This window comes from Pseudomonadota bacterium (assembly GCA_040752895.1).
Classification (GTDB): domain Bacteria; phylum Pseudomonadota; class Alphaproteobacteria.
On sequence record JBFMHN010000009.1, the window covers coordinates 1 to 3498 of the forward strand.

Below are 3498 nucleotides of genomic sequence, written 5' to 3' on the forward strand. Positions count from 1 at the left end.
GTGTCAACGCTCTTCAGTAACCGCGCAAATCTGATCGTGTAGCCGACAAGGAAGTAAAAGCGGGGAAATGAAAGGGGTGGTCGAAGGGGTGTAGCGTTCGACTGCCCGGCGGGGACTTTGAAATGGGTGAGGGCTTGGAATGGTAGTCCAAGCCCTCGGGGACTGAAACGGGTTGGTGCCCGTGATTTCAGTGTATCCCACACAAGAGGGGAGGTTGTCGAGTCCCGTCGGCGGCGGACGAGGACGTGTGTCTGGTTCTTCGGATGCGGACGTGCCGGTGGTGCGGAAGGCCGTTCGGGATTTGCGGGTGCTGCGACAGGGGCCACGCCTACTGCTGCGACGACTGCAGGGACGAGGGTTATGCGCGGACACGGCGGCAGGCACGGATGCGGCATCAGCAGAGCGAGGCGGGACGGGATGACCACCGGGATCGTCAGGCGGCCTACCGGGCGCGTCTCAAGTCCCGCGTGACGGATCAAACTTCCCCCCCTCCACCCGGGTCTGGCAACGTGGCCGTCGTAACGACGGACACGGCTGCAGAAGCCGGGAAGGAAGACAGTGGACATGGTCGGCAAGAGAGGAAGATACGGCTTCGCAAGCCCATGCGATGCCGGGTCTGCAGGAAGAAGAGCCGGTGGGTCAGGTGGTGGGAGGTGCCTTGGTACGAGCATTGGCCGCCGTGATCGGAGGGCGGCATGATTACACCGGAACTCCGAGCCGAGATTCGTCGCCTGTTCTACGCCGAGCACTGGCGGGTGGGCACGATTGTCGGCGCGCTCAAGATTCATCGCGATACGGTGCTCAATGCCATTGAGTCCGAGCGGTTCAACTCGGCTGTCCCACGCATAGTCCGGCCCTCGATGCTCGACCCCTTCGTTCCGTTCATAAGGGATACTCTTGTGCGGTATCCCAAACTGCGCGCCACGCGGATCTTCGAGATGATTCGGCAGCGGGGCTTCGCCGGACAATCGCCAGTGCAACTCCGCAGGCTGGTTGCCCGCCTGCGCCCGCGACCGGCTGCCGAGGCGTACCTGCGCCTGCGCGTACTTCCGGCGGAGCAGGCCCAGGTGGATTGGGGCTCGTTCGACAGGATTCGCATCGGACGGGCGACAAGGCCACTGAGTTGCTTCGTGATGGTCCTCTCGTGGTCCCGCGCCATACACGCCCTGTTTACCGTTGACCAGACGCTCGAAAGCTTCCTTCGGGGCCACGTCGAGGCGTTCCAGTACTTCGGGGGCGTGGCGCGTTCCATCCTCTACGACAACTTGAAAAGCGCGGTGCTTGAACGCCGCGGCGACGCAATCCGGTTCCACCCGCGCCTTCTGGAGTTCTGCGGCCACTACCACTTCGCCCCGCGCCCGTGTGCTCCCGCCAGGGGCAACGAAAAGGGCCGCGTCGAGAGGGCCATCCAGTACCTCCGCACTTCGTTTATCGCCGCCCGCACCTATCGCGACCTCGACGACCTCAACGCCCAGTTCCGCAGGTGGCGCGACGAAATCGCCCACGCCCGCTCCGTCCCAAACGACAAAAGCATGACCGTTGCAGATGCCCTCGCGCACGAGCGCAACCTGCTTCTGCCTCTTCCAGAGCATCCCTTCGAGACCGATCTCGTGCGCGCCGTCTCGTCGGGCAAGACCCCCTACATCCGATTCGACTGCAACCTCTACTCCATCCCGCACAAGCTCGCGCAACAACCCCTCACCCTGGTCGCCAGCCCCACAACCGTCCGGCTGCTAAACCCCACGGGGGCGGCAGGAGACCGCGGCACGGACCAGATCGCCTGCCACAAACGCTCCTACGACAAAGGGGTGGTCGTGGAGAACCCCGCCCACGTCGAAGAACTCGCAGCAGCCAAACGCAACGCCCGCCTGCTCACCGGACGTGACTGCCTTCGGGCGGCGGTCCCAGAGACCGACGAGCTGTTTACCGCCCTTGCGGAGCGCGGCGAAGCCTTGGGGCACCACACAGTGCGTCTCAAAAAGCTCCTCGACGAATACGGGGCGCAAGAACTTCGTGTGGCGGTGATCGCGGCACTGAACCGCCGCGCCCCGAGCGCGGGGGCCGTGGCCCACATCCTCGAACAACGCCGCCGGGCAAAGGGCCTTCCCCCTCCCGTCCCCGTCGCCCTTCCTGATGACCCTCGCATCCGCGACCTCCGACTTACACCCTCGAATCTGGAGAACTACGATGAACTCGCCAAGCCCCCAAAAAAGTGACGACCTTGCCAAATCCCTGCGTTCGCTCTGCCTCATCCGCACCGCCGACGAGTTGCCGGACTTCATCGCCCGCGCCACTCGCTCCCGCTGGTCTCCCACCCAAATGCTCGAAGAGATCGCCAAAACCGAACTTGCCGACCGCGCCCGCCGCAGCCTCGAACGCCGTCTTGCCCGTTCCCACCTCGGCCGCTTCAAGCCCATGGCCGACTACGACTGGAACTGGCCTGAGTACATCGACCGCCCCGCCGTCGAGCGCACCTTGTCGCTTGAGTTCGTCGAACACGCCGAAAACGTCGTCCTCGTGGCCAATCAGGGGCTGGGGAAGACCATGATTGCCAAAAACCTCGCCAACACCGCCATCCTCATGGGCCACTCCGCCACCTTCGTCACTGCATCCGACCTCCTCCTCGACCTCGGCAAGCAGGAGGGCAGCCGCGCTCTCGAACGCAGATTGCACTTCTACTCACAGCCCAAATGCCTCGTCATCGACGAAGTCGGCTACCTCTCCTACGACAACCACGCCGCCGACCTCATCTTCCAAGTCGTCTCCCGCCGCTACGAGCAGAAATCCACCGTCGTCACCACCAACCTCGCCTTCCGCGACTGGCACAACGTCTTCCCAAACGCCGCCTGCGCCTCCGCCCTCATCGACCGCCTCACCCACCACTCCGAGGTCATCCTCATCAAGGGCGAGAGCTACCGCAGCCGCGAGGCCGAAGAACGGCAAGCCCGCAGAAATCACTCAACCAGTCCCGGCAACACGCCTTGATGCCAAAACAACGACGAAAGGAGACCACATCATGGAACCTCTGCCCCTCCCCACACCGCCGGAACTCGATGAAGCCCCCGAACGCGCCATCCTCGCCGCTCTCGAAGCGACCCTCCACCTGACCATGGCCACTCTCGCCGCCGACTACCCCGAGATCTTCGAGACGGAGGGCCTCCGCGAAACGGAGCACCCCTTCCTCCCGGCATGGGTCGCCGACGCCATCGCCTCCCAGAGTCGCGCTCTCTTGGACACCCTCGAAACCTACCGTCATGCCTTGGAAGTGAACAACCGCCGCCCCGCACAACTGCCAGCCGATGACTTCCTCAAAAACTTGTGACCGGCCAGTCCATTTTTACGCGGTTCTTGAAGAGCGGCAACAATCGGCACCGCCGTCCAAAACCCCGCCGGCATCGGATGCATCTTGGGCGTCCTCCCAACCTGTGTCAGTCGCCGGATTCGCGTCAACGCCGGCGTCTGCAAAGAAAACGTCAGCGGCATCGATGGGCGCCCCGT

The 3498-nt window shown here is 63.8% G+C and carries 3 protein-coding genes; all 3 read left to right on the forward strand.

Annotation, left to right across the window (positions count from 1 at the left end; all coding sequences use genetic code 11):
- The first annotated feature begins 695 nt into the window (after positions 1–695).
- The 3 genes from istA to AB1781_11310 are packed head-to-tail and all read left to right on the forward strand — an operon-like array spanning position 696 to position 3322.
- Positions 696–2216, forward strand: coding sequence for an IS21 family transposase (istA, locus tag AB1781_11300; GenBank protein MEW5705152.1), 1521 nt, complete (start codon positions 696–698; stop codon positions 2214–2216).
- Positions 2188–2985 carry an IS21-like element helper ATPase IstB gene (gene istB, locus AB1781_11305; protein MEW5705153.1) on the forward strand — a complete coding sequence of 266 codons (798 nt, stop codon included), beginning with the start codon at positions 2188–2190 and terminating at the stop codon, positions 2983–2985. Before istA ends, istB begins: the two co-directional genes overlap by 29 nt.
- A 31-nt stretch (positions 2986–3016) precedes the next feature.
- A complete protein-coding gene (locus tag AB1781_11310) occupies positions 3017–3322 on the forward strand; it encodes a hypothetical protein (protein ID MEW5705154.1) in 306 nt (101 codons plus the stop codon).
- Positions 3323–3498 lie beyond the last annotated feature (176 nt).